This is a genomic window from uncultured Desulfosarcina sp. (assembly GCF_963664155.2).
Taxonomy (GTDB): Bacteria; Desulfobacterota; Desulfobacteria; order Desulfobacterales; family Desulfosarcinaceae; genus Desulfosarcina.
On sequence record NZ_CAXXXH010000001.1, the window covers coordinates 4,331,049 to 4,357,856 of the forward strand.

Annotated in this window: 20 protein-coding genes, 1 pseudogene and 1 riboswitch; of the genes and pseudogenes, 13 read left to right on the forward strand and 8 right to left on the reverse strand. The window is 56.2% G+C overall.

The window, feature by feature from the left end; genetic code table 11:
- Positions 1–26 precede the first annotated feature (26 nt).
- From ACHZBS_RS19715 to ACHZBS_RS19725, 3 genes are all read left to right on the forward strand, one after another.
- Positions 27–797 carry an electron transfer flavoprotein subunit beta/FixA family protein gene (locus ACHZBS_RS19715; protein ID WP_319408235.1) on the forward strand — a complete coding sequence of 257 codons (771 nt, stop codon included), beginning with the start codon at positions 27–29 and terminating at the stop codon, positions 795–797.
- A 10-nt stretch (positions 798–807) separates the two neighbouring features.
- Positions 808–1,767: an electron transfer flavoprotein subunit alpha/FixB family protein gene (locus ACHZBS_RS19720; protein WP_319408236.1), complete on the forward strand. Its 960-nt coding sequence runs from the start codon at positions 808–810 to the stop codon at positions 1,765–1,767.
- 245 nt (positions 1,768–2,012) lie between these two features.
- Entirely contained in the window at positions 2,013–4,016 is a 2,004-nt protein-coding gene (locus tag ACHZBS_RS19725; protein WP_319408237.1) for a (Fe-S)-binding protein, read from the forward strand.
- Between the two features lie 104 nt (positions 4,017–4,120).
- On the opposite strand, the gene ACHZBS_RS19730 is transcribed toward ACHZBS_RS19725, so the two are convergent.
- Positions 4,121–4,453 (reverse strand): PilZ domain-containing protein, encoded by a 333-nt coding sequence (locus tag ACHZBS_RS19730; RefSeq protein WP_319408238.1) that lies wholly within the window; start codon positions 4,451–4,453, stop codon positions 4,121–4,123.
- Positions 4,450–4,660: pseudogene (locus ACHZBS_RS19735) on the reverse strand (HU family DNA-binding protein). The gene ACHZBS_RS19730 and the pseudogene ACHZBS_RS19735 overlap by 4 nt, the downstream one beginning before the upstream one ends.
- A gap of 967 nt (positions 4,661–5,627) precedes the next feature.
- Between ACHZBS_RS19735 and ACHZBS_RS19740 the strand changes: the two are divergent.
- Positions 5,628–5,828: a cold-shock protein gene (locus ACHZBS_RS19740; protein ID WP_319408240.1), complete on the forward strand. Its 201-nt coding sequence runs from the start codon at positions 5,628–5,630 to the stop codon at positions 5,826–5,828.
- 92 nt (positions 5,829–5,920) lie between these two features.
- Here the strand turns inward: ACHZBS_RS19740 and ACHZBS_RS19745 are convergent, their stop codons facing one another.
- The 3 genes from ACHZBS_RS19745 to ACHZBS_RS19755 form a co-directional block, all read right to left on the reverse strand.
- Positions 5,921–6,577, reverse strand: a complete 657-nt coding sequence (locus ACHZBS_RS19745; protein WP_319408241.1) for a TPM domain-containing protein — start codon at positions 6,575–6,577, stop codon at positions 5,921–5,923.
- A 73-nt stretch (positions 6,578–6,650) separates the two neighbouring features.
- On the reverse strand, positions 6,651–7,547 hold the full coding sequence (locus tag ACHZBS_RS19750) for a TPM domain-containing protein (protein ID WP_319408242.1): 897 nt from the start codon (positions 7,545–7,547) through the stop codon (positions 6,651–6,653).
- Between the two features lie 10 nt (positions 7,548–7,557).
- Positions 7,558–8,148, reverse strand: a complete 591-nt coding sequence (locus ACHZBS_RS19755) for a LemA family protein (protein ID WP_319408243.1) — start codon at positions 8,146–8,148, stop codon at positions 7,558–7,560.
- Between the two features lie 469 nt (positions 8,149–8,617).
- Here ACHZBS_RS19755 and ACHZBS_RS19760 point away from each other — a divergent pair, with 469 nt between their 5' ends.
- The 9 genes from ACHZBS_RS19760 to ACHZBS_RS19800 all read left to right on the forward strand — a co-directional run bounded on the left by ACHZBS_RS19760 (position 8,618) and on the right by ACHZBS_RS19800 (position 22,633).
- Entirely contained in the window at positions 8,618–9,913 is a 1,296-nt protein-coding gene (locus ACHZBS_RS19760) for a GMC family oxidoreductase N-terminal domain-containing protein (protein ID WP_319408244.1), read from the forward strand.
- A 243-nt stretch (positions 9,914–10,156) separates the two neighbouring features.
- Positions 10,157–11,650 (forward strand): MFS transporter, encoded by a 1,494-nt coding sequence (locus ACHZBS_RS19765; RefSeq protein WP_319408245.1) that lies wholly within the window; start codon positions 10,157–10,159, stop codon positions 11,648–11,650.
- 228 nt (positions 11,651–11,878) lie between these two features.
- Entirely contained in the window at positions 11,879–13,366 is a 1,488-nt protein-coding gene (locus tag ACHZBS_RS19770) for an efflux transporter outer membrane subunit (RefSeq protein ID WP_319408246.1), read from the forward strand.
- 35 nt (positions 13,367–13,401) lie between these two features.
- Positions 13,402–14,562: an efflux RND transporter periplasmic adaptor subunit gene (locus ACHZBS_RS19775; RefSeq protein WP_319408247.1), complete on the forward strand. Its 1,161-nt coding sequence runs from the start codon at positions 13,402–13,404 to the stop codon at positions 14,560–14,562.
- Positions 14,559–17,699 carry an efflux RND transporter permease subunit gene (locus ACHZBS_RS19780; protein WP_319408248.1) on the forward strand — a complete coding sequence of 1,047 codons (3,141 nt, stop codon included), beginning with the start codon at positions 14,559–14,561 and terminating at the stop codon, positions 17,697–17,699. The genes ACHZBS_RS19775 and ACHZBS_RS19780 overlap by 4 nt, the downstream gene beginning before the upstream one ends.
- Positions 17,700–18,189: 490 nt before the next feature.
- Positions 18,190–18,403: riboswitch (cobalamin riboswitch) on the forward strand.
- A gap of 104 nt (positions 18,404–18,507) precedes the next feature.
- Entirely contained in the window at positions 18,508–19,821 is a 1,314-nt protein-coding gene (gene thiC / locus ACHZBS_RS19785; protein WP_319408249.1) for a phosphomethylpyrimidine synthase ThiC, read from the forward strand.
- 284 nt (positions 19,822–20,105) lie between these two features.
- Positions 20,106–21,170: a nicotinate-nucleotide--dimethylbenzimidazole phosphoribosyltransferase gene (gene cobT / locus ACHZBS_RS19790; protein WP_319408250.1), complete on the forward strand. Its 1,065-nt coding sequence runs from the start codon at positions 20,106–20,108 to the stop codon at positions 21,168–21,170.
- A gap of 118 nt (positions 21,171–21,288) precedes the next feature.
- On the forward strand, positions 21,289–22,230 hold the full coding sequence (locus tag ACHZBS_RS19795) for a DUF882 domain-containing protein (RefSeq protein WP_319408251.1): 942 nt from the start codon (positions 21,289–21,291) through the stop codon (positions 22,228–22,230).
- 169 nt (positions 22,231–22,399) lie between these two features.
- Positions 22,400–22,633, forward strand: coding sequence for a hypothetical protein (locus ACHZBS_RS19800; RefSeq protein ID WP_319408252.1), 234 nt, complete (start codon positions 22,400–22,402; stop codon positions 22,631–22,633).
- Between the two features lie 102 nt (positions 22,634–22,735).
- On the opposite strand, the gene ACHZBS_RS19805 is transcribed toward ACHZBS_RS19800, so the two are convergent.
- From ACHZBS_RS19805 to ACHZBS_RS19815, 3 genes are all read right to left on the reverse strand, one after another.
- A complete protein-coding gene (locus ACHZBS_RS19805) occupies positions 22,736–24,409 on the reverse strand; it encodes a cation:proton antiporter (RefSeq protein WP_319408253.1) in 1,674 nt (557 codons plus the stop codon).
- 490 nt (positions 24,410–24,899) lie between these two features.
- Entirely contained in the window at positions 24,900–25,850 is a 951-nt protein-coding gene (locus tag ACHZBS_RS19810; protein WP_319408254.1) for a hypothetical protein, read from the reverse strand.
- A 59-nt stretch (positions 25,851–25,909) separates the two neighbouring features.
- The gene (locus ACHZBS_RS19815) at positions 25,910–26,659 is read right to left on the reverse strand and encodes a hypothetical protein (RefSeq protein ID WP_319408255.1); all 750 of its coding nucleotides are present in this window, start codon (positions 26,657–26,659) and stop codon (positions 25,910–25,912) included.
- Between the last annotated feature and the right edge of the window lie 149 nt (positions 26,660–26,808).

The following is a 26,808-nucleotide window of genomic DNA, read 5'->3' on the forward strand; positions in this document are numbered from 1 at the left end:
AATAAGAGACAGCAGAGGACATTATCATGCAGATTTATGTATGCGTTAAACATGTGCCCGACACGGCGGCCAACATCAAGATAGTCGGGGAAAAAGGCTTCGATGATGCCGGTTGTAAATTCATCGCCAATCCTTACGACGAATACGCCGTCGAGCAGGCCGTGCAGTTGGTGGAAACGAACGGCGGCGAAGTAATTGTCGTCACCGTCGGCAAGGCGGCTGCTGCCGCCACCATCCGCGCGGCCATGGCCATGGGTGCCCACCGCGGCATCCTGGTCACCGTGGAGAGTCAGTTTCTGGACAGCCGGACCACGGCTCAGGCGCTCAAAGCAGCTATCGAACAGGACGGCAAACCGGACGTCATCTTCACCGGCAAAGGCGCCGTGGACACGGAAGGTTTTCAGACCTTGTACCGCCTGGCCGAGGCTATGGGGCTGCCGGTAGTCAACGAAATCAATAAATTGGAACTGGCTGACGGCAAGGCCACCGTTGGACACGAGATCGGCGGTGGGGCGCGGGAAGTGCTCGAGGTCTCTCTGCCCTGCGTGCTGGGCACCACCAAAGGCCTTAACGAGCCGCGTTACCCCAAATTTCCCGACATCATGAAGGCCAAGAAAAAACCGATCAAAGAGATGACTATCGCCGATCTGGGCGTTTCCGTCGACGGCGCCCGCAGCGAACTGGTCAAGCTGGAAAAGGTTCCCGAGCGTACCGGCGCCAAGATGATGGACGGCGATATTCGCCAGGCGGTGGAAGCGTTGGTTACCATCCTAAAAGAAGAAGAAAAGGTGATTTAAGGAGAAAAATATGGCTACCATCGGTATATTGATTGAAACCGAAGACGGAACCGTCAAGGACACCAACTTCGGCATACTCACCGCTGCCCGCGGGCAGGGCGACGGGACGATTATCTCCTTGATGATGGACGGTTCGGCGGACGACGCCAAGGACGTCCTCGGTAAATACGGTGCCAACAAAGTGGTTCAGGTCTCCGTCGACGGCGCCGACCTGTCGGCCAGTCCGGACCTCAAGGCCCGGGCACTGGCCGCGGCCATCGAAAACTACGGTCTGGATGCCCTGCTGGGCCTGGCCAGCGCCCAGGGGCGCGACATCTTTGCCCGTCTGGCGGCTTTGATGGATCTTCCCCTGGCTTCTGATTGCATGGCCGTGGATTTGTCTGCTAAAATCGCAAAAAAATCCCATTTTTCCGGCAAGACCTTTGCCGCCGTCAGAATGTCCGGTTCGGTGATGCTGTGCGCCATGCGTCCAAATGCCATTGACGCGGTCGAAGCACCGGCGGCCGCCTCCCTTGAAATGTTCACAGCGTCAGTTAAGGACCCGGGTCGGGTCAAAGTGGTGGAAGTGAATAAAGAGGCTGCCGACAAGGTGGACTTGACCGAAGCTGCCGTCATCGTTACCGGCGGCCGGCCGATCGCATCGGCGGACAACTATAAAATTCTGAGCGAATGCGCCCGGCTGCTGGGCGGTACCATCGGCGCCTCCCGTGCCGCCGTGGATGCGGGCTTTGCCCCCCACGCCATGCAGGTGGGACAGACCGGCAAGACGGTCAGTCCCCGGCTCTACATCGGCTGCGGCCTGTCAGGTTCGGTGCAGCATTTTGCCGGGATGAAAACGTCCAAGGTGATTGTAGCCATAAACACGGACAAGGATGCCCCCATCTTTGAAAAGTGCGACTATGGCATCGTTGGCGATCTGTTCGACGTGGTGCCGGTTTTAACCGAAGTCCTCAAAGAAAAACTGAAATGAGTTTTCGGAAACGGCATCTTGAGGCCCATATCGGCGTTCTCGGATGGTTGAAATTCTCGACGTAGCGCTGCTACGCCTGCGGTTTCAATCATCCTGCGGCCTTGATCTGGACCTCAACCTACCGCTTCTGAACACTCATTCGGAATCCGTATCTTCTCAGCAAGGCAGAGTTGCTGGATTGGTGCCTGAAAAAGTACCGTAATCTGTCTTTTATGTGACCGTCAAGGTCTACTCCGGAGTATGGAATGGAACAGTACACGATCATTAAATCATTTGTCATGCTCATGGCCCTGGCCGGAGCCTTCTCGTTTTTCTTCCTGCGGGTCAGACGGCTCTATCGCCTGATGATGGCTGTCGAAGGCACCACGGAATTCAAATTGGACCAGATTTCCACGCGTATCGGTGTGCTGTTCAAGGATGTGCTGGGCCAGGCCAACGTACGGCGCAAAAAACTGCCGGGGCTGGCCCATACCTTGATCTTCTTCGGCTTTCTGGCCGTGCAGCCCCACAGTCTGGAATTGATGATCAAGGGAGTGTGCCCGGCCTTCGAGGTGGGTCACTGGATCCCGGGTCTTTACGGCGGCTACTTGTTTGCGGCCGATATTTTGGCTTCATTCGTTCTGGTCGGGTTTGCCTACGCCATTTACCGGCGGACCCTCCTGCGCCCGCCCTACCTGACCCTGGGGACCGACGCCAACCTGATAATCCTGTTTACCTGCCTGATCATCATCACCTTCCAGTTGATCAACGCCTTCCAGACCCTGCTGCCACTCGAGCCCGGTGCCTATGACTACCGGGGAACTTTTCCCGTCTCAGGCCTGCTGGTGACTCTTTTCGGACTGAATTCGCTGAGTCCGCAGCAGGTCTTTGCGGGATACGAGATGGCCTACTGGATCCACATGGCCACCATATTGAGTTTTCTGGTCTATATCCCCGGTTCCAAGCATCTGCACCTGCTGGCTGCCGCTCCAAACGTGTTTTTTAAACCTCTCCAACGCGAAAAGGCCATCGTCAAGACCGACATCGAAAATGAGGCATTGGAGACATTCGGCCTGGGCAAGGTAAGCGAACTGAACTGGAAGAACGTACTCAACCTGTATGCCTGTACCGAGTGCGGACGCTGCGAAGAGCAGTGCCCGGCGGCCAATACGGGCAAACCCCTCTCACCCAAGAAAGTGATCCATGACCTTAAAATGGACCTGCTCGACCAGGCCGACGCCATTCTGGGAGGAAGCTTCGACCAGGTGAAACCTATCGTCCGTGACGGCGCCCCGGTCACCGGTGACGTGCTCTGGTCCTGCACCACCTGTCGGGCCTGCGAGGACATCTGCCCGGTGAACATCGAACACCTGGATTTCATCATCGAAGCGCGCAAGCATCAGGTGCTCATGGAAGCCAGTTTTCCGCCGGAAGTCCAAGAGACCTTCACCAACCTGGAGAACCAGGCCAACCCCTGGGGCTTCGGCGCCGACAGCCGGGCGGACTGGTGCAAGGGCATGGATGTGCCGCTGATGGGCGACAATCCCGACGCCGACCTGCTCTGGTTTGTGGGCTGCGCCGGGTCCTTCGATGACCGGGGCAAGAAAATCTCCCAGGCCATGGCCCGGGTGCTTCAGCGCGCCGGGGTGAACTTCGCCATACTCGGCCCGGAGGAGGCCTGCAACGGTGACATGGCCCGGCGGGCCGGCAACGAATACCTGGCCCAGATGCTGATACGGCAGAACGTGGAGATTCTCAACGGCTACCAACCCAAACGAATTCTTACCGGCTGTCCCCACTGCTTCAACATCATCAAGAACGAATATCCCCAGTTCGGCGCTGCCTACCCGGTGGTCAGCCACGCTGAATTGCTCTTCGATCTGCACAAGCAGGGACGCCTGACGCCCAACGGCACCAGTATGGGGTCGCTGACTTTCCACGATTCCTGCTACCTGAGCCGCTGGAACGGCATCGTCCAGCCGCCCCGTGACCTGCTGCGTTCGATGAACAACGGCCAGTTGACCGAGATGCAGCGTATTCGTGAAAAGGGATTCTGCTGCGGTGCAGGGGGAGGGCGCATGTTCATGGAAGAGACCCTGGGCAAACGCATCAACATGGATCGGGCCGAAGAGGTGATGCGCAGCGGTGCGGCCACCGTAGCCGCCGCCTGTCCGTTCTGCGCCACCATGCTTTCCGACGGCCTCATGGACAAGGACTCGGCCATCACCGTAAAGGATATCGCCGAAATTGTCGATATGGCTACCGCTTAACGCGTGGGGTGTCGTCGTCCTTCGGTTAAGGTTCGCTCAAAACGAGATGAAATAGAACACCTCTCAAAGAGTAGTAAAGGGCCCGCAGCCGACCTCCTTTATTTTTAGGTTGATCGATTGATCTCATGGACGATCTCTGGCAGTTGACCATTTTTAGACGCCAGCGCATCAAGAAGCTCATCGAAGGCCACTGCAAACCCATCAGACTCCACGCGGACCACCTTTCCAGAAACCTGAACGGTATTGTCAAATCGAAACAATGGAAATTCGAGTTTGATTGATTGTCCATCGGAGATCTTCCTCGATGTTCTGATGAACAAGCCGCCAGCGCCAATGTTCTTGATCACATCTCGGTGAGTTCCCTCTTTAACGGTGTACTCAGCGATGATATAGGACGTCCGGCGTGAATTTTTGGGTCGATTCGGTCTGGGCATCATTTTTTTCCGTTCACCTTGTTGCGCAGCTTACCAGAGCATTTGAACGCCATCACCCGTTTTGCCGGCACAATTGCATCCTCACCGGAAGCAGGATTTCTCACTTCCCGCTCCTTTTTTCTTCGTAACACATTTACCGAAGCCTGAAACCAAGACATCGTCACCGGTCTCCAGGGCATATTTGATGATTCCAATCTGGGCTTCAATGATTTCAGCGGATGGAGCCCTGCTGAGAAATCCGCGTTCGGTCCTTCTCCGCTATAAACTATCGTGTATCGTCAGGGTTACGGGGGTCCCTCCGTTTTGGAGATGGCGGATCAATTTCAAAGAATGGTTTAAGCCGACGAAGGAATTCTCCTCCGGAACCGCTATTTCCCATCTAAAATGCAATATCGGCTATTTTGTTGTCAACCTTCGATATTTTTTCTTTATTGCGAACCGTGCAGATATCGGAAATGGGGCCCAATGTGGATAAGGAGGGCAAAACCATTCTTGGGGCAATTCATAGGTACCTGTGGTATGGTCAACTAATAAGGAGAAAATATGCGATAGATCTAACCCATGATTGTCCATAAAACGTGGAGTCTTTATTCGTAAAATGGCGAGCCAGTTTCAAAACGCCCCATTTCGCCCAATATCGGCGTTGGGCTCACATTTCAATCCTCAACCTATCGCGGCTACGCCTGCGGTTGAAATGATCGTCCGCCTTGATATTGACCGAACTAAGACGTTTTGAAACAGGCTCTGGCGGTTGAAATTTTGTCAATTGCAATACGATTGACAATTGGCAGGTGCGTTTTCAGTATTTACCTGCTTTTCAAGCAATCCCGTCTTGACGCTATTCCACAACTTAATACGGATCTTCGTTCCTATGGGTTTTTCGGAGGCGCGATTGGGTCGACGAAAATAGATCTGTTTACATTCTGTCCTTCAAGCGGGCCTTCGTAGTCGGCGGGTGACATTGGAAAAATACAAAAAGGGGGCCTTCCCTTGAACATTTTATGCAAAAAACTGACAAATGACTTGCATTTATTCTTTTGCGTGATATTGCATATAAATCATAAACGCCCGCCGGTGTTGGCGGGCCGGTTTCTTTCTAAGGGATCGATCCATTTGTCAAAGTGGCGCCTGAAGTCTGAAGCAATGATTTAATTTTTTTTCGTAGGAGGAAGTAAGCATGGCAAATGGCATCGTGAAGTGGTTCAATGACAGCAAGGGGTTTGGTTTTATCGAGCAGGAAGACGGTCCGGATGTATTCGTTCATCATTCGGCAATCAACGCCACCGGATTCAAATCTCTCAGCGAGGGTGACCGGGTTACCTTTGATATCGAGCAGGGTCCCAAGGGTCCTGCCGCAGCTAATGTGACCGTGGTCTAACGCTTCATTTTCATTCTTAAAGGGCATTTATTCAGAAGGTTGAATGAATGCCCTTTTTTTGTTGGTCCGGCAATGGGAGCAAATACGGTCTTTCAGGCATCCCCAATGATCAGGTTTTTGAGTTCATCGGTATCGCCCGGCTTGATGGGAAAATGGGTCTGCAGAAGAACTCCAATGTCCTGAATGGCCTTGCAAATGGCTTCAGCACCCTGGCCTTTACGGATTCCCGCGGTGATACGGCCCACCAGGCGGTTCCATTCTTCCTGGGAGATTTTTTCGTGGATTCCTTTATCGGCCAGCAGCCATACTTTATGCTCAAATACGGAGATAAACAGCAAAACCCCGTTGGCGTCTCGTGTCCGGTATAGTCCCTTCCTGAAAAAGCTGTTAACGGCGGCCTCCTCCACTTCCTCATCGATTTCCCGCCGGGAGATGAACAGACGTTTGAGGGTCGGGCAGCTTCCGATGATCCAATGAAGCAATGCGAAAAAGATGGCGAAAAGGCCGAGAAACAGCCACATGTTCTGAGTGCCGATCCACAGCCATCCTCCCAGAAAATGGGCGGCCAGCAAGGCCATGGGCAGGGCAAATGCCGTTGCGCCCAATACGTTGGCCATTGCATAGTGGTAGCTGGACGATACGATCATGCAGACGATCTCTCCGGCGGTCCTTTTTTCCGTTGCAGCGACAACGGTTTCAATTCGTTGTTGATCGGTATCCGATAAAAGCGTTTCAGCCAGGTTTTTCATCCGTAAACCTTTGTTTCTGATCGTGAGATCTTGTTCATCCCGACCGTTTCTGACCGGACCAGCGCTGGCGGCGCTACCACCCGCCTGATGCGCCGCCTCCGCCGAAACCGCCGCCGCCGCCGGAGAAACCGCCAAACCCTCCGGATGAAAACCCGCCCCCGCCGAAACCACCGCCCCAATATCCGCCGCGATGACTGGAAATGGTGCGGCCAGTGGAGAGCGGTCCACCGATCAGGCTGATCAGCAGACCGGTCACCAGGCCTAAAGGAATGAGTCCCAGCAGCAACAGCGGACCCGGGCCGAAGAAGAGCGCCCCGGCAATTGGAAAAAGAATTGCACCGGCGGTTGCTCCCATCCACCGGCTGGCCCGGCCGAGCGCGTTGATCAGGAAAAACAGCGCAAAAACAGCGATTATGGGAACTCCCTTTTGTGCCTGCCGGGGCTGCCGGGAGGCGTCGGTCCCTGAGTATTCTCCCCGCACGGCATCGATCATGGCAGCCACCCCCTCGGTGATTCCCTGATCAAACTGTCCTGACTTGAATTGGGGCGCAATCACATCGCGGATAATGCGCCCGGTCAGTAGGTCGGTCAGGCGCCCCTCCAGCCCATATCCGACATCGATGCGGATTTTCCGGTCGTTTTTGGCAATCAACAGAATGGCGCCGTTATCCAAATTTTTTTGACCGACCTTCCAGGCCTCGGCCACGCGGATAGAGAAGTCTTCAAGGGAATCGCCTTGCAGCGATGGAATGGTTAATACCACGATCTGGGTGGATTCCTTCTGCTCAAAGTCGGTCAGCACCGCTTCCAACTGCCGTTCGCTGGCGGTGCTGAGCATGGCGGCATAGTCGTTGACATGACCGTTGAGCCGGGGCACCTCCAGCGCTGAAGCATTGAAGGGGACTGCCAATACCAGCAGGAAAATGATTATGATTGATCCGTATCTGCACAAATGGCGGTCGGTTTTCATGGCGAGCAGTCTAATTAAAATTGATTTTAGGCACCTGTGCGGCACCGGCTTCCGCTTTGAAGTACTCTTTTCGATCCAGATGCAGTATCAGACTGTTGGTGAGGCTGTAGGGCAGGCTGCGAATCTTGGCGTTAAATGCTTCGACAGCCTGATTGTAGCGCTGGCGGGCCACATTGATTCGGTTTTCCGTGCCTTCGAGCTGGTTCTGCAAGTCCAGGAAATTCTGGTTTGCTTTCAGGTCCGGATAGCGTTCCACTACCACCATCAGGCGCGAAAGCGCTGACGAAAGCCCCCCTTGGGCATCCTGCATCTGCTGCATGGCCTGGGCATTGCCCAAATCTTTGGTGGAAAGCTGGACACTGGTGGCCTTGGCCCGCGCCTCGATGACCGCCTGCAGGGTTTCTTTTTCATGGGAAGCAAAGCCTTTGACGGTGGCCACCAGGTTGGGGATCAGATCAGCCCGGCGCTGTAAATTGCTTTCCACATCGGACCAACTTCTGAACACCTGTTCTTCCATCTGCTGAAGGGTATTGTAACCGCATCCGCCGGCGACAGCCGTTAACATTATCGCCGCCATCATCCATTTTACGTATTTGAGCATGGTGGCTCCTTCACAGTTTCCTTGAGATTTTATGTTAAAGGGCGTTTCCCCCGCCTTGTGCTGTCCGCTATATTGCGACATGAAACCGGATTTGACAACCCCTTGAAAAAATACCATGCCTTTAGCAACCTTGCGTTGGCATCGTGGCGTGGAGGATAAGTCTGAGATGCCGGCGACCTTCGATTTGCCCGCCAACCCGCTTCCGATTGAGAGTACCGTCATCATTTTGAATATTGACAATGAGAATTTATCCAATTAATCAACACGATAAAGGGAAAAATAAAGGTACACTCACCGAAGTTTTGATGCTGATCCTCCTGCATCCCGTTTACGTTTGAACGTCACCATGACTTTTTCGGTTTGTTCTACTGTTCTGCCTTGGATTTACTGTACCCCGTCAACCGTTATTCTATCATGCTACGCCAATGGTGTTCTTCACCACTGACCCCAAAATAACCGAGATCTCTTCATGCACGTTTATGAAAATACAAAATTTGATGCGATTGTGGTCGGTTCCGGACCCGGTGGGGCTGCCACTGCCAAAGAACTTAGCCAAAAAGGCAAACGGGTTTTAATCCTTGAAAAAGGGACCAACCAACCCATCATCGGGTCCATTCTTCAAACCATTGAAATGGCAATGGTTCCAGGAAAGAGCTTGCTCTTCACGGAACAATTGCTTGCCCTTGTCAGGGGTATTACTGCCGGCGGTTCGTCGATTTTTTACTATGCAACGGCCATCGATCCACCCTTTGAAATGTTGGAATCATACGGGGTCAATATCCGCAATGAAGTTGCAGAGGTAAAAAGGGAACTACCCATTGCTGTCCTGAAAGACAGTTTGATCGGGCCGGCTGCCGTAAAAATCATGGAGAGTGCCAAAAGTCTTGGATATCAATGGGAAAAACTGCCAAAGATGGTCTTTCAGGATAACTGCCGTAAAGAATGCGATAAGTGTACCATGGGATGCCCTTACCATGCCAAATGGACGGCACGGGAATTTATCGATCTTGCATGCTCGGAAAACGCAACCCTGGTTTTAAAAGCCGATGTAAAAAAGGTCCTCGTTGAAAAAAATAATGCGGTGGGGGTCTTATTTTCAATCAACGGAAAAGAATACCAATCCTTTTCAGATGTCACCGTATTGTCAGCCGGTGGGATCGGTACCCCTGTCATTCTCCGGTCAAGTGGGATCAAAGATGCCGGACAAGGTTATTTCTTTGATCCCTTAATCATCGCGAACGGTTTTATTGAGGACACTGCCAGCGGCAGGGAATTTCCCATGGCCACTGGAATTAATTTGCATGAAGACGGCATTATGATGACCGACCTTATGTGGCCTTCCTGGGTTTACTGGCTTTTTACCCTGGAAGTGTTCCGTTTTGACTGTCTCTTTCCCTATAAACGAAGGCTTTCAATAATGATAAAAATCAGGGACCAATTGGGAGGACGGATCACGGTAAAAGGAGGCGTTCGAAAACAACTGCGTGCGATCGACAAAAAAAAACTTATGAATGGATATGACCGAGCCAGGAAAATCCTTGGCAATGCGGGTGCGACGAATATTTTTAAGACATGGTATACCGCGACGCATCCCGGAGGAACAGCCAAGTTAGGCGATATCGTCGATTCAAACCTCCAAACAAAGATAAACCACCTCTATGTGTGCGATTGTTCCGTCATTCCGGAACCATGGGGATTGCCCCCCACACTCACTCTGCTTTCACTCGGTAAGAGATTGGCAACGCATATTGCCGAACGATGGTAGGTGTCAAAAGACAAAAGTTTCCTGAGAACCCCTCAGAATAAGATTTACTTGATCTGACAACTTGGAATTGTGCTATCAGTAATTTGGTCATCCTAAGACTTATCTCAATATCTGGAATCGAGTGGTATTTGGCTTTCTGACATTGAATCTGAACATATCCCATACTTTTAATTGATCCCGAATTTTTCTATCTTCCTCCATTTTTAAGACAAACAAAAAGCAATCCATGAAAGTGACGGTATAATGGTAACCGTAAAAATCGGTGAAAAACAGCCGGCGCAAGATAGATCCACCAACCCGGCAGGGAAATTTCTTAACATCGAAACCAAATGGCTGGTCTTGCTGGCGATTGGCGTGGGAACTTTTATGTCGGCTCTGGATGGCAGTATCGTCAATGCCATTTTGCCGGTGATCACAGTTTTTTTTAACACGGGTGTCGCTACCATTGAGTGGGTTGTGACGGTATACCTGTTGGTTGTCAGTGGTCTGCTGCTGAGCGTGGGGCGCCTGGGAGATTTGCGCGGCAACAAGAAAACTTATATTATTGGATTTATTATCTTTGTTCTCGGCTCGGTATCGGCCGGATTTTCACCATCTGAGGCTTATTTGATTGGGTCACGCGGATTTCAGGCCATCGGAGCAGCCATGCTCTTTGCCAATGCACCTGCCATTCTCACCAAAATATTTCCAGCCTCCCAGCGCGGCCAAGCACTTGGCCTGCAGGGCACGATGACATATCTGGGCCTCACCACGGGGCCTTTCCTCGGCGGATGGCTTGCCGACCATTTAAGCTGGCACTATGTTTTTTTCATCAATGTGCCCATCGGTTCGTTCGCCATCTGGTTGGGCCTGAAAGTTATCCCTAATGACACACCGGAAAAAGGTGGAGAGCCGTTTGATATAGTCGGGGCGTTAACCTTTATGATCGGACTGACGACCCTGCTGTTTGCCTTGAACAAAGGGGAAAGCTTAGGCTGGACATCTCTTCCTATACTTGCAATGATGGTTGCATCGTTTATAATCTTAAGCCTTTTCATCTGGATTGAAGGACATGTTAAAACGCCGATGCTGGACCTCAGTCTCTTTAAAAGAAAAATTTTTGTCATTTCAACCGTCAGTCCCATCTTAAATTACATGTGTATCTACAGTGTCCTGTTTTTAATGCCGTTTTATCTGATCCCTGGCCGGGGCTTAAGCGCATCCCATGCAGGTCTGATCTTAACGGCTCAACCGATTGTCATGGCACTGACGGCACCCTTTAGTGGAAGCCTTTCCGACCGGGTTGGATCACGCCTGCCCACCACTTTGGGCATGTTGATCTTAGCAGCCGGATTATTTTTACTTGGCAATTCAAGTTCGCAAACGCATCTGGGCATCATTGTACTTGGTCTTGCAACCTGCGGGCTTGGTATAGGGCTGTTCGTATCCCCGAATAACAGTTCGCTGATGGGGGATGCGCCCCGTAACCGCCAGGGAATTGCTTCAGGGATCCTGGCCCTTGCCCGCAATGTGGGAATGGTGCTCGGGATTGGACTTACGGGTGCTATTTTCACTACCTTCCTCAGCTTTGGGAACGCAAAAGATCCCGGAATCATGATCCATGCGTTTGATATGGGATTACGCTTTGCATGCGGATTGGCTTTGTTGGCAGCAGTTATCACCTCTTTGCGCGGCAATGACCACCCAAGTATGAAAAAAGACAGCGTAAAAAATGATAGGGAAAACGCAAGCTGTTAGGATGTGCAAGGAGACAGACTCAGATAATCGACCGTAGGTAAGACGCCGAACCACGATTCGGCACGAGGCTGATTTTGCCCAAAAGTTTCTTGTCGCTTCACTAATTATCTTTCCTTATGGGCGGGACTTCGCTATACACCATCTCCGATTCACCGCACTGATTACGATGGCGATTGGCTAACCTGACAATTGGAGCTTTGTACCCCGATGCGCGGCGGACATATTCGCTTGATCGCTTTTATGGGTTGGGGGTTGACGGCCCTGCTGGCAGGCTGTGCGCCGGTCGGGCCCGATTATCACCCGCCCCGCCCGGAACTACCGGCCGCCTGGAGCGGAGCGGGTGCGGGCGGCACCGCAAACGCCGGCACCGCCGCGCTGGAAACCTGGTGGACCCTATTCGACGATCCCCGGCTCAACGGCCTGATCCAGCGAGCGATTGCCGCCAACCCCGACCTCAAGATCGCCGTGGCCCGCATCCAGCAGGCCCGCGCCCAGTATCGGATAGCCACTGCTGCGCTTGCACCGGCGGTGGATGTCTCCGGCACCTACGCCCGTACCCGGCGCAGCGAAAATGCCGGCGGCAGCAACGCCGGGACGACCCAAGATCTCTACCAGGCCGGGTTTGATGCCGGCTGGGAACTCGACATTTTCGGCGCCGCCCGTCGGTCCGTCGAAGCGGCCGGGGCGCGGCTGGCCGCCACCGCTGAAGACCGCCGGGATGTCCTGGTGTCCCTGGAGGCGGAGGTCGCCCGAAATTACCTTGAACTGCGCGGCAGCCAGCAACGACTGCAGACGGCCCGGGAAAATGTCGGCATCCAGGACCGGACTCTGTACCTGGCTCGGGGCCGCCAGGATAGCGGACTCGGCAACCGGCTGGAGGTAGTCCAGGCCGAAACCCAGCTGGCCCTGACCCGTGCCCAACTGCCCCCTCTGGAAAACAGTGCCGGGGCGGCCATTTATGGCCTGTCGCTGTTGCTGGGGTTGCCTCCCCGGACTCTCGAGAAGGAGCTCGCGCCGGGGGCGCCGCTGCCGGCGCGGCCAGCATGGCTGCCGGAAACCCTTCCCTCCGACTTGTTGCGACGACGGCCGGATATCCGCCGGGCCGAACGCCAGCTGGCGGCTTCCACTGCTGATATCGGGGTGGCCACCGCCGACCTTTTTCCCCGGTTTTCTCTGACCGGCCTCCTGGGCCTGCAGAGCGCCAGTCTCGGCGATCTGATCAGCGCCGGCAGCCGCTACTGGACCGTCGGCCCCACGGTGAGCTGGTCGCTGTTCGATGCGGGCCGGGCGCGGGCCAACATCGATCTCAACCGGGGACGACAGGAAGAGGCCCAGGTTGCCTATGAAAAAACAGTCCTTGCCGCCCTGGGCGAGGTGGAATCCGCCCTGCTGGGCCTTTCCCGGGAGACGGAGACCTTCCGGAGCCTGGCGGATGCCGTGCGTTCCGGGCAACGAGCGGTGGAACTGGCCAGCGGCCGCTACCGCGCCGGAATCAGCGATATTCTTTCGCTCCTTCAGAGCCAGACCGCCCTCTACCTGTCACAGGACCAGCTGATCCAGAGCGAGCAGCGGCTGGCGTTCTACCAGGTCGCTCTGTTCAAAGCGCTGGGGGGCGGATGGGAGATTGACCGGGATGAATCGACAATCTCAAGTAGGCCGTCGGCGAACACCTTGGTCGGCCTGCAACCCATACCAACGGGAGAGGTGAATCAATGAACCGTTGTCCTGCAAAGCACGAGGGGCCTCGGTGTTTGCTCCTGCACGCCGGCTGCGGGCTGATCCTGGCGCTGTGCCTGCTCTTCATTCTGCCGGGTTGTTCCGTTTCCGAGACACAAAGTGACACTGGCGGGAAAACGGCCCGGCCCAGGGAATCATCGGTACCGGTGAGCGTGGCCACCAGCAGCCGCAAGGACATGCCCGTCGAAGTCCAGGCTGTGGGTAGCGTCGAGCCCTTTGTCGCGGTGGGAATCAAATCCCAGGTGGCCGGGGTCCTGGAAAAAGTCAACTTCAGGGAAGGGGATCCGGTCAAGGCCGGTGACCTGCTCTTCCGCATCGACCCACGTCCGTTCGACGCCCGGCTCCACCAGGCTCTGGCGGCCCTGGCCAAGGACCGGGCCGCCCTCGATAATGCCCGCAAGCAAGCGGCGCGCTACCGCCCGGCCGCCGAGAAGGGGTATGTCTCCGAGGAGCAGTCCGATCAGGCGCAAACCAGTGTCGCCGTGCTGGCGGCCACCGTAGCGGCCGACGAAGCGGCGGTGGAGAGCGCCCGGCTGGATCTGGACAACTGCACGATCCGTGCGCCCATCTCCGGATACACCGGCGCCCTGCTGGTGGACCAGGGGAATCTGATCAAGGCCGAGGCGGATCAGCCGTTGGTGACGATTAACCAGGTCAAGCCGATCAAGGTCAGTTTCGCCCTCTCCGAGCAGGCCCTGCCGGAGCTGAAAAAATACCTGGCCGCCGGGAGTCTGGCGGTGCAGGCGGTTCCGGACGGCTACCGCGGCGAACCCCTGGTGGGGCGGATCTCCTTTCTCGACAACAGGGTCGACGCGGCCACCGGCACCATCCGGCTCAAAGCGACCTTCGCCAACCCGGACCGGATCCTTTGGCCGGGTCAGTTTGTCTATGTCCGCCTTCGGTTGACCACCCGACGGGATGCCACGGTCGTTCCCGCCCGGGCCGTGCAGACGAGCCAGAATGGCAACTTCGTCTACGTGGTCAACCCGGAGCAGCGCGTGGAGATGCGGCCGGTGACACTGGGCTTCAGCGTCGCCGGCGAGTCGGTCATCGAAACGGGGCTGGCCGCGGGCGAGACGGTGGTGACCGACGGTCAGTTGCGGCTGGCTCCGGGGGTCAAGGTCCGGCTGGCCGAGGCGGACACCGCAACGGGCAAGACCGAGGCGACCCCGTGAGTATTTCGGGGCTATTCATCCGTCGGCCGGTCATGACGAGCCTGGTCATGCTGGCGATCATGATCTTCGGCGCCTTCGCCTACTGGCTGCTGCCGGTCAACGATCTGCCGAGCATCGATTTCCCGACCATCCAGGTGCGGGCCAGTCTCCCCGGCGCAAGCCCGGAAACCATGGCCAGCGCTGTCGCCACCCCCCTGGAACGCCAGCTTTCGACCATTGCCGGCATCGACTCGCTGAGTTCCACCAACGGCCAGGGATCCACGATCATCACCATCCAGTTCACATTGGAGCGGGATATCGACGCGGCCGCCCAGGACGTGCAGACGGCCATCTCCCAGGCCGCCCGGCAGCTCCCCCGGGAGATGCCGAGTCCGCCCTCGATCCGCAAGGTCAACCCGGCCGATGCTTCGATTCTCTACCTGGCCATGACCTCGCCGACCCTGCCGCTTTCCGAAGTCAACGAATTTGCCGACACGGTCATCGCCCCGCGCATCTCGATGGTCGACGGGGTGGCCCAGGTCAACGTCTACGGTTCGCAGAAATACGCCGTGCGGGTCGGCCTCGACCCCCGGAAGCTGGCCAGCCGACACATCGGCCTGGACGAGGTGGAGGCGGCTCTGGCCAGCTGGAACGTCAACCTGCCCACCGGTGGGCTGGAGGGGCCGAGCCAGTCTTTCACGATCCAGGTCAACGGCCAGCTTTACAATGCCGAGGCGTTCAAGCAGCTCATCGTGGTCTACCGGGGTGGTGCGCCGGTGCGCCTGCGGGACATCGCCCAAGTCACCGACAGCGTCGAAAACGACAAGGTCGCCGCGTGGTTTTACACCAAGGGGAAGGCCAACCGGTCCATTATTCTGGCGATTCAGCGCCAGCCCGGCACCAACACCATCGCGGTGGTTGACCGCATCAAACGGCAGATGTCCGCTTTCCGCCAGCAGCTGCCCGGCGCGGTGGATCTCGAGGTCATGTACGATCGCTCCAACTCGATCCGGGAGTCGGTGGCGGAGGTCAAGTTTACCCTCGTTCTGACCGTCGTCCTGGTGATCCTGGTCATCTTCCTGTTTTTACGCAACCTCTCCGCCACCCTCATCCCCAGCCTGGCGCTGCCGCTTTCCATCGTCGGTACCTTTGCCGCGATGTACCTGCTCGGCTTTTCGGTGAACAACATCACCCTGATGGCACTCACTCTGTCGGTGGGTTTCGTAGTGGATGACGCCATCGTCATGCTGGAGAACATCGTCCGCCACATGGAACACGGCGAGGCGGCCCGGGATGCGGCTTTCAGGGGGGCGCGGGAGATTGGTTTCACCATCGTTTCCATGACCGTCTCACTGGTGGCAGTGTTCATTCCAGTGCTGTTCATGGCCGGCATGCTCGGGCGGGTCCTTCACGAATTCGCTGTCACCATCGCCGTCGCCATCCTGATCTCGGGATTTGTTTCGCTGTCCTTGACGCCCATGCTCGGCAGCCGTTTTCTCAAACCCCATATCGGTCGGCGGCACGGATTTCTCTACAACCAGATGGAACGTTTTTTCAACGGCTGGCGGGCTTTGTACGAAAAGACCCTGACCTGGGTGCTCAACTACCGGCGTTCCGTTCTGCTGTTAACGCTGCTGCTGATTGCGGCGACGCTGTGGCTCTTCACCCGGATTCCCACCGGCCTTTTTCCGCCGGACGATGTCGGCGCGCTACGCGGTAGTACCGAGGGGGCCCAGGGGGTGTCTTTCGAAGACATGAAACGCAACCAGGCCCTGCTGGCGGCAATCGTCATCCGTGATCCTGATGTGGAAGCCTTCATGTCCTCGGTGGGTGCCTCGGGATCGCGGGTGGGTTCCAACAGCGGTTTCATGTTCATCAAGCTCATGCCCCGGGACCGGCGCAAATCCAATGCCGACCAGATCGTCCAGCGCCTGCGCCCCCAGCTCGACGGGATTCCTGGGATCCGCGTTTTTCTGCAGAACCCGCCTCCGATCCGCCTTGAGTCGGTCTCGTCCAAGGCCCAGTACCAGTTCGTGCTGCAGAGTCCCGACAGTGACGAGCTTTACGCCCGGGCCGCCGAATTCGAGGCCCGGCTGCACGGCCTGCCGATGCTCCAGGACGTCACCTCGGATCTGGAAATCAAGAACCCCCAGGTCAACCTGACCATCGACCGCGATCGGGCGGCGGTCTTGGGCATCACCGCCGAACGGATCGAAAACGCGCTCTATTCGGCCTACGGCAGCCGACAGGTCTCGACCATCTTTTCACCGACCAACCAGTATCAGGTGATCATGGAACTTGAGCCGCGCTACCAGGCCGATCCTTCGGTCCTGCAGATGCTCTACATCCGTTCCGACGCCGGCATCCTGGTACCCCTGTCCTCCCTGGTGACCATCACCCGTGGCCTCGGGCCGCTGTCGGTCAATCATCTGGGTCAGATCACGGCGGTAACCCTATCCTTCAACCTGCGGCCGGACGTGCCGCTGGGAACCGCGGTGGCGGCCGTCGAGAAGGAGGCGCGCAGCCTGCCGGCGACCATCACTACCGGCTTCCTGGGGGCCGCCCAGGTCTACCAGGCCTCCACCAAGGGGCTGGTGCTGCTGCTTGTCCTGGCGATCCTGGTCATCTACATCGTACTCGGGATCCTCTATGAGAGCTACATCCATCCCCTGACCATCCTATCCGGGTTGCCGGCGGCCGGCCTCGGCGCGCTGGTCACCCTGATGGTCTTTCACAATGATCTCAACCTCTATGCCTTTGTGGGCATCATCATGCTGGTAGGGATCGTCAAGAAGAACGCCATCATGATGATCGATTTCGCCCTCGAGGCCCAGCGCCAGGAGGGCAAGGCGCCCCTCGAGGCCATCTTCCAGGGGTGCGTCGTCCGTTTCCGGCCGATCATGATGACCACCATGGCCGCGCTGATGGGGACGCTGCCCATCGCCATCGGTGTCGGTGCAGGCGCCGAATCCCGGCGTCCCCTCGGGCTGGCGGTGGTCGGCGGCCTGCTGGTCTCCCAGCTGCTGACCCTCTATATTACCCCGGTGATCTACTACTACCTCGATCGGGCCCAGAGCTGGACCAGGCGGCGCATTTCCGGGCGTCGGACGGGACGCCTGAACTCCCCTGGGCGCGCCGAAGAAGGCCCCAGCGCCTGATGCTCGCCGTCAGCCTTTGGATATCCGCGTAAAGACCAGGTTTATGATAGCCCTATCAAATAGCATGGCGTGCTCAACTTGCACTTACTGCCATTAAAGACCGCATGGACAAAAATAATGGCCGACCACTATTGATGGTTTCGTAAAAAGTCCCCAATGTGTCATTCCCGCGAAGGCGGGCACACGCAGTGAAGCTTTAGCGCTATCTATAACTATTTGAATCTTATGGATCCTCGCGGGGATGACAATAAACCTGAGATTTCGACTTTTTACGATTCCATCACTATTAGGTGCTTGGCTTTTTTCTAAAATATGTTGGCTCTGACATTGATATCACAGGTGAAAATTGGTCGCAGATTTTTCTGATTTCTACAACCTGCAGTGATAGAGGCCTATGAAATTTTGTGACATCGACGGGAGGCGCGGAAGCAAGTGCAAGGAAAGAAATCCATTGACAGTCGGCACCGCTTCTTTTACATCATGACCCGAATTGACTGTTGAACCTTCCGGTGCCCGCATTCCGAATGGAGTGCAAAGGATAATAGGGAACCCGGTGCGATTCCGGGACGAACCCGTCGCTGTGAGCGGGGACGAAGGCCGTCATAACCACTGCATCGGTCAATTATGAACGAAACGGTGCGGGAAGGGGCGGTCGGTAGAACGATCCGCGAGTCAGAAGACCTGCCGTGAGGAAACGCGTCTTGGTGGTGACGGCAAAACCCCAGACTGAAAATTTATTTTTCGGTCCGGGGTTTTTTATTTGGCTGAAGATGCCGGCTTCCCCGTCCCGATCCTTAAGGGAAGGTTTATGAAAACGCAGATTGAACTGGCACGGGGAGGGATCATCACCGAACAGATGCAGACGGTGGCGATCGATGAGAAGATAGACGCAACGATCATCCGGGACCGGGTAGCCAAGGGGCAGATTGTCATTCCCAACAACCCGTTCCGAAAGGGGCAACAGGTGGTGGGGATCGGACGGGGGCTGCGGACCAAGGTCAATGCCTCCATCGGTACGTCGTCGGATATCTGTGACATCGACCTTGAGGTGAGAAAAGCGCTGGCCGCTGAACAGGAGGGCGCCGATACCCTCATGGAACTGTCCGCCGGCGGTGACCTGGATGCCGTGCGCCGGGCGGTGCTGGCTGCGACCAGCCGCCCGGTGGGCAACGTTCCCCTCTATCAGGCCTTCAAGGAGACCACCCGCAAATACCACAACCCCGCCCGGTTGGATCCGGAGTGTCTGTTCGATCTCATCGAGCAGCAACTGGCCGACGGACTCAGCTTCATGGCTATCCACTGCGGCATCAATCAGTACACCATCCGGCGCTTGAGAAAACAGGGCTTCCGGTACGGCGGCCTGGCCTCCAAAGGGGGCACGTTCATGGTGGCCTGGATGGACATGAACAAAAAAGAGAACCCCCTGTACGAACAATTTGACCGGGTTTGCAACCTGATGAAAAAGTACGATGCCGTGCTTTCTCTGGGCAACGGCATTCGGGCCGGCGCCATCCACGACAGCCACGACCGGGCCCAGATGGCTGAGATGATCATCAACTGCGAACTGGCCGAGATCGGCCGCGAAATGGGCTGCCAGACCATGGTGGAAGGCCCGGGCCATGTGCCCATGGACGAAATCGCCGGCAACATCATGCTGGAAAAACGGATGAGCGGGAATGCTCCCTATTATGTGCTGGGACCGATTCCCTCGGACGTCGGGGCCGGATACGATCACGTGACCGCTGCCATCGGTGCGGCCACCTCGGCCCGGTATGGGGCCGATCTGATCTGCTATATCACCCCGGCCGAACACCTGGCCCTGCCCACGGAGGCCGATGTACGCGAAGGGGTGCGGGTTACCCGCCTGGCCGTTCATATCGGCGACCTGAGCAAATACCCCGAGCGGCGCGACCGGGACAAGCAGGCGGCCATGGCCCGGCGGGACATGCGCTGGGAGGACCTTCAGGAACTGCTGCTCTTTCCGACGGTGGCCCGGTCCATCCGGGACAGCCGGCGGCCGGAACAGTCGGAGACCTGCACCATGTGTGGCGACTTCTGCGCCATGAAAAAGGGCATGGAGGTATTCAGCCAGGATATCGGTGGCGATAAGATAGCATTGTGAAACGGCATCTTTTGGCCCGGGTCTTCGTTCTCACGGCTTTGCGATCCTCGACGCAGCGCTGCTACGCCTGCGGTCCCAACGTCGCTGCGGCCTTGACCCGAAGCAAAATCTGATGGCCTCGTAAAAAGTCTCCGATGTGTCATTCCCGCGCAGGCGGGAATCTATAACTATTTGAAACTTATGGATCCCCGCCTTCACGGGGATGACAATAAATCTGAGATTTCGACTTTTTACGATTCCATCAAAATCTACCACCTCACGCAAAACATTAAAAAGGAGATTTTATGGAGTTGTTAAAGAGAAGCATTGCAGCCATTCAACCGTTGAACGAAAACGTCTACGAACAGGCCAATGAACGCCTGGCCAATCAGGCCCGGCCCGCCGGCAGCCTGGGGATGCTCGAAGCCGTGTCGGCGCGGTTGGCGGCCATCTTTGGCACCCTGGATGTCCGCCTGACCCACAAGGTGATCATTACCTGTGCCGGGGACCACGGCGTGACCGAAGAGGGTGTGAGCCTGTTTCCCCAGGAGGTGACGCCCCAAATGGTCTTCAACTTTGTCAACGGCGGCGCCTCGATCAATGTGCTGGGCAAACACGCCGGGGCACGGGTGATTGCCGCCGATTTGGGCGTCAACTTCGATTTTGACCCGTCTTTGCCCATTTTTCACAAGAAGGTGGCCAAGGGTACGGCCAACTTGGCCCGCGTACCGGCCATGACCCGTGAGCAGGCCGAGCAAAGTGTTGCCGCGGGCATCGAAATCGTGAACGAACTGATTGCCGAAGGGCCGTTGGAGATGCTCGGCACCGGCGACATGGGCATCGGCAACACCACGCCGTCGTCGGCCGTCATCGCCGCCTTTTCGGGCATTGCCGTGGATAAGCTCACCGGTCGGGGTACGGGCATCGGTGATGCAGCCCTGGCCAACAAGATCCGGGTCATCGAACAGGCCCTGGCCCTGCACCGGCCGGATCCTAAAGATCCGATGGACGTGCTGGCCAAGGTGGGGGGGTTCGAGATCGGCGGACTGGCCGGGCTGGTGATCGGGGCCGCGGCCGCCGGCATCCCCGTGGTGTGCGACGGTCTCATTGCCACCGCCGGCGCCCTGATCGCCTGTGAACTGGCCCCGGCAGCCAAAGCCTATCTGTTTGCCAGCCATCGATCGGTGGAGGTGGGCCACCGGTTCATGCACGAAAGGCTGGATGTCGCCCCCCTGCTGGACCTTCAATTCCGGCTGGGAGAAGGTACCGGAGCAGCGATTGCCATGGAACTGCTGGATGCCGCCACACGCATACTGTGTGACATCAAAACATTTGAAGAGGTGGCCATCGCAGATGCCCAGAAAAAATAGGGAACCTGACACCCATCTGCATCAAAACTTGCCCTTTCTGCCGGCGTTGGTTATAGCTGACCTGAAACACCAGTTCCCATTCACCCGGTGGGTTGAGAGAAGGAGTGGCAGGGCCTGCATGTTTTTTAGAACGCTCATATTGACGTCGATCATTCTCGAGTTGGCGGCGGTACCGGTACCGGCGAAATCGTCGATGACCACGCGATTCTTTCACAGCGGCAACGGTGTCATTCGTCTGGTAAGCGAGAAGAACGGCAAAGCCTTCAGCGGTCGCTTCCGTCTGGCTGACGGGCAGTATCGCACCGATGCAGTCCGGGCGATTGCCGCTGTTTTCGGTGCGCCCGACGATCCCTCGCGTCAGGTGATCTCGCTGCGGCTGATCGAATTTCTCGATTACCTCGAAGACCGATTGAATCCGGGCGCCCAACTGACCATTACCTCCGGCTATCGGGCGCCGGAATACAACACCCGCCTGCGCAAGCGGGGAGGGCTGGCAGCCAAAGCCAGTCTGCACCAGTACGGCATGGCCGTCGATCTGGTCATGCAAGGTGTTCCTTCCAAACGCGTCTGGGAAACGGTTAAGACCATCGGTTTTGGCGGCACCGGTTACTACCATGGCCGGGCGGTGCACCTGGACGTGGGGCCGGCGCGATCCTGGGACGAAAAGACCTCGGGCGTCGGATTGGGGCTGTCCGATGACAACAAGTTGATCGGCCTGGTTACCGACTACGATGTCTATCATCCCGGGGATACGGTGGTACTGAGTTTTATCCGTATGACCGCTTTTCCCATCGGGGTCCGGTCGGAATTCAGGCTGATTCGGAAGAACCCATCGGAAGATGCCGGGGAAACGGTGGCAGTCGATATCGATGGGGGTGTGTCGGCCGACGGTTCCTGCACCGAATTTCATGATATCGATCAGATGGCGGGTTTCCGCTGGCCTCTGCCTCCCGATCTGCAGCCCGGGCGTTACCGGATTTGCGCCGATTTCTGCGGCACGCGGTGGGAGAAGATGCCGGCGTCCATTCTGACCCCTGAATTCGACGTTCGCCGGCCATGAATGGCATCGTCCCGGTTGCTTACAGCTTTGCCCTGGCGGACAAACAAGTGATGGAAGGCCCTGGAGGATAGGGCGAACGGGTCACGAAGGATGGAGAGATTGTTTCAGCCCTCAGGCGGGGGGCGGAATCCGGCAATAAAGAGCGAAATTACCGGCTCTGGGACAACTGGTGGTTATGGTCAACGGCATCAGCTCGGCGATTGGCCATCATGTAGCCCTGCTGAATATCCATCCTGGGTACCGTACCAAAATCGTCAGCCGCCGTATTCACTACCGCGAGAGGCCCGTCGACCTTAAACTGGAAATCGCTGCAGGCTGCAGCAAGAGTTTGCAGTTCGAACTGATTCAAGTCATCCGGAGGGACACGAAAATCGACACGGACCTGATTGATAACCGGGGATAGGTGATCCATCCCGTCAGTTTTATTGCGAAGCTTCGGGCCTGACACCCCGTCGCATACGACGAAAAGAGTGTTTGACTCTTATGGTGATGAAACCCCGTCCGCTCATGGCGGGGAGATTCGTATGTGCGCTGAGAGTAAATCGTTGTGTCTCACAATTCCCACCAGAGATTTAGGATTGTTTTCTTCCACTACCAGCAAATAGGCGTCATTCGGGTAGTCTTTGAGCGCAGCCATGGCCTTTTCCAGGCTATTCTCAGGAGTCAGCATCAAGCGTACGTTAGTGGCGATATCATCGGCCACGACCAGATTTCGAAGGTTGGGGTCGAAAAGCGTATTGGCAATATCTGCATATTTAATGACGCCCACCAACTCGTTTTGATCATTGATCACCGGCAATCTATCATAACGAGAGTGCCCCAAGGCTTTCAATACCTCGTCGAACGGTGCCCGGTTTGATATTACTTCTACGTTCCGCCGCATGATATGGCCGACCAGAATCCCCGCCGGACCTTTCCTACCTGCAGCAGTTGAAATTCCAAGTGCGTTTTCGAACTGGTTGAAAACCTGAATGAGCCCATCCCCATAACCCACACGGCTTCGCTGGGATATGAGATTGAGAACCGTCACTTCTCCGGCGTTTACCAAGGCGGTTCGCGTAAAAAGGGGGCCCACTCCCTCAAAAACAACCACCGATGCCAGAATGACTGTCTGTATCGTTGCACCGGGGCCCTGCCACTCTCTGGCCAAGACCTCTGCCAGGCCGATGGCCAAACCCGCCTGAGCGAGCATGGCTGGCCCCAACCAGGACTTTATGGTCTGGGAATCACCGGCCCAAAAGGCACCTATCCGGCAGCCGAAAAATTTTCCTATTAACCGCATGACCACATAAGCCGTTCCAATGAGGCCCATGTGACCGAGGGATTCGAGATGCAGCGCTGCACCGGCCATTATGAAAAATAGCACATACAGGGGATAGTCAATGGCAGTAAGTTCTTTGAGGATTCGATTGCCATAGGGTGAGGCATTTACGGCCACCATGCCGGCAATCAATGTCCCCAGCATGGCAGATATGTCAAGGACTATGGCTATACCGGCAGTGATGGCAATCAACGCAAGCATCAGTATTTGTCGCTCCACCTGCCTGGTAAGGCGCTGATCCATGATAGCGATAACCATGCCGACAAACGATCCCAGAAAAAAGGGACCGAAAAGTTGAACCAACACTATTGAAAAGGATGCCTTATCCGACAGGACACTGTTTTTCAGCAGAATGAAGGCGATGATGGCCACCAGGTTGTTGACGCCAATAAGCGGCAGAATAGTGTCGGTAAGAGAGCCTTCGGATTGATATTCCCGCAACACCATCTGGGTCGCTGCCGGGGCGGTGGTGATCGCCATCAAGGCAAGAAAACCGGCAGTCAATGGCAATGCTCCGGTGGCGAAGGTTCCTAAAGCAACGAGAAGGGCGGTAAGTCCGATTTCAACGGCGCTGATGCGGAAGCGTTTCATCCCCATTTTCCGAACCGCTCTCAGGCTGAAACTGCCGCCGATGGTGAAGACAATCAATCCCAGAATGACATCATGTAACGGAACGAGAGCGTGTAGCTGCTCCTGGGTGATGAGTGCAGGCAGCCCAAGACTGCCAAGGGAGGGGCCGGCGGCAAGACCGACTATCAGATACCCGGTCACTCGCGGCAGGCCGATGGCGGCACACAGCCTGCCTGCGCCGAGGGATAGCAAATACGCAATGCCGATAGACAGGAGCAAGGGCATCATGATCGATACTTATCTGTAAAAGTGAGCCATGAAACCGAGGATGCCGCGCCATTGCAAGTCGCACCGATTCGACTTTTCATCATCGGGCCGTATTCTATTTTTCCCTAACTGTCAAAGTTAAACCACACCATGTGATGGGTATGTTTTTAGGGTCTTTGGTAATTGCCGGAAAGGTTGTGCTTCAGCATTGTGTCAACCACGCAATGCTGTCCGCGCTCGCATTGATCAGGGCCGCAACTAGTGCCTGACAATCGGGCTTGTCGATTTATAATTTGATCTCAAGGCCGGCGGCCGTGTAGACTTCCTTCAGTTTGGCGCCGCCGCCGAACTGCAGATACCGCCTCGGGGGTGGACACGTTGGCGGCTTTGGCAATAAACCGGCTTTTCTTGATTTCTTCCCGGTAATCCGTCTCTTGGGTCAATGTAAACCTCGATCGCACACCCTCTCTTGGAGCAGAATCTAGAATCAGAGGTGCCTATGCTTCCGTCGCTATTGGGAGCGGTTGTCCCGGGGACGCTCGTAGGCATCCACCAGGTTCTGCCAGGCCTGTTTATAACTGTTCAGGGCCTCGGCCAGTTTGGGGATGGTCTGTTCCGCTACCACATCGTAGCGCCGGCGATCCATGGGGTTGACGTTTTCGTGGCGGGTGGCTTTCAGGTAGGCCAGGGTTTCCAGAGCAAAGGCCATGCGTTGAGCGCGCTGCAGGGTGGGCGGCCGATAGTGATAGGTGGATCTGATTCTTTCGACCTTTTTTGCATCCGGCGGCAACAGCGCCAGGATGCTCCCGGTACCTGTACAAAGGGTTTGGTGCGCGTTTTTCAGCCGTTCCAGCAGTTCTTTAAGATCCGTCCGGCTTCGCCATACCGTGTCCGCCACCTGCCTGATTTCCCCGGGCAGCGCCTGTTTACGATACTCCACGGCGGTCTGAAAAAAGCGGGCGAGCGCCAGATCGTCGGTGCCCTTCAGCCGGCTGCTTTCGATCTGCCTGCGGATGTCCGAAAAGCGCAGACAGTCCGCGGCGCAGATGTGCAGCATCTTGTCCAGCAGGATGTCGTTTAAAATCATCGGGGAGGAGATTGACGGGGTGTTCAGCCGCGTCTCCAACACGCCGCAGGTCCGCTCGAGGCAGTCGTTCATCAGTGACCGCATGAACAGGGGGCCTCTCATTCGGATGCGCACCGCACGCCGCTTGAGCCGCTTCACGCCCATGTAAACACCGACCATCAGCCAGAAAATGATCAGCAGGGGCAACACCGGGCCAAAGGGCCCCAATTGGGTCATGGCGCCGGTTAGATCCAGGGTTGAATAGACCACGATAATCAGGACCAACCCGAAAAAGATGGTGGCGGCCACCGGATTCACGAGAAACCCATTTTCATTGGCGGCCACGCTGCGGTTTCGTTGGCGGTCTGGACGGGTTGAAGGCATGGTCGTGGGCATCGAATCCCGGGTCCGCGGGATGCGGTCGGTTGGCCGGCTTCCATGGTTTGGCCGTTATGTCATTTGGATGGTGGCAGGATCTTCAGGGTTTCCCGCTCTTCGGATGGCTTCTGGGATTCCGGCGGAAGCAAATGCTTCTGGCTGATCAGTTTGCCTTGCTTATCGATCACCGTATCGTCTTCCATGATGAGAAAACCGAGCTTTTCCATCACATCGTTGCGGTAGCGGTATTCGTGTTCCATGTGCCGTCTGCTGAGCTTATAGTTGCTGACGATCCAAGCGATGCTGACAATCAGGCCGGCAACCAGCAGTGCACCGCCGGCGATGATGCTGTAGGTGACCATTTTCTCCCCGGCATTGAAGATGAAGAGAAAGATGGCATCCAGTTTGTAGAACAACACCGTGCAGGCCACGATGGCAAACAGCATCGGCAGAAAGGGCACCTTTTTCATGTGGGTGAGAAAGAGGTTGAACTGGAAGAGCTTGGATCGGCTGTCGTCCGCTTCCGTGCCTGCTCCGCCATCCTCTCCGGTAGCCGCGGTATTGCCGAAAATGAACTGGTTGAAGGCCAGAATGAATACCCCCAGCAGGAAGGTGATGGCCACCGGGGTGATAAAGGAAACGTAGAAATAAAACTTCCACGGAAAGGGTCCCTTGTCCGGGCCCAGGTTACCCAGAAAGCTCACCAGAAAGATCACAATCTCCACGGCGATGATGAACCAGAGATAGTTGATGAAAAAGCTTTTGAGCTCCACCCCGTCGAAGAGAGTGGCCAGTCCGGTATGTTTTTCTTTTTTATCGGCACTCATTTGAATTCACTGAATGATTTGGGTGAGGCTCCGACGCTGATGGGAGCCTCTGTTCAACAGTTGATACGGGGACAATGGTTTGGCCTGTGAAACGGAAAAGCCCTGCTGTGAACTTTGAATCTATTAAAACGGTCGGGAACTGTCAAGGC